Annotated in this window: 1 protein-coding gene; it reads right to left on the bottom strand. The window is 71.3% G+C overall.

The window, feature by feature from the left end:
• A partial coding sequence (locus tag J7528_RS24110) for a hypothetical protein (RefSeq protein ID WP_291879918.1) occupies positions 1–205 on the bottom strand: 205 nt, incomplete at its 3' end.
• Positions 206–536 lie beyond the last annotated feature (331 nt).

The following is a 536-nucleotide window of genomic DNA, read 5'->3' as shown; positions in this document are numbered from 1 at the left end:
TGGTCGCCGCGACGATGTCGGCCTGGCCGGCCTGCAGCGTCCAGTCACCGCCGACATCGGCACGGCTGAGGTGACCGGCGATGCGACCCAGGTCGTGACCGGCACGCTGACCCAGCAGCAGCTGGACGTCGGCGGTGACTGGACGCTGCAGGCCGGCCAGGCCGACATCGTCGCGGCGACCATTGGTGGCAATGCGACCCAGCAAGCGGGACGGTTGGGCATGGGCACGCTGTCGGTCGGCGGCGACTGGCAGCTCGATGGCGGCGATGCGGTGATCGGCAGTGCGGCGGTCACCGGTTCGGCGACGCAGGACGTGGACAACCTGCAGCAGGGCGACCTGCACGTGGGCGGCAACTGGTGCAGCAGCTGGACGTCGGCGGCGACTGGACGCTGCAGGCCGGCCAGGCCGACATCGTCGCGGCGACCATTGGTGGCAATGCGACCCAGCAAGCGGGACGGTTGGGCATGGGCACGCTGTCGGTCGGCGGCGACTGGCAGCTCGATGGCGGCGATGCGGTGATCGGCAGTGCGGCGGT

This window comes from Caulobacter sp. (genome assembly GCF_017744445.1).
GTDB lineage: Bacteria > Pseudomonadota > Alphaproteobacteria > Caulobacterales > Caulobacteraceae > Caulobacter.
This window is presented reverse-complemented; position numbering and strand designations above follow the sequence as displayed.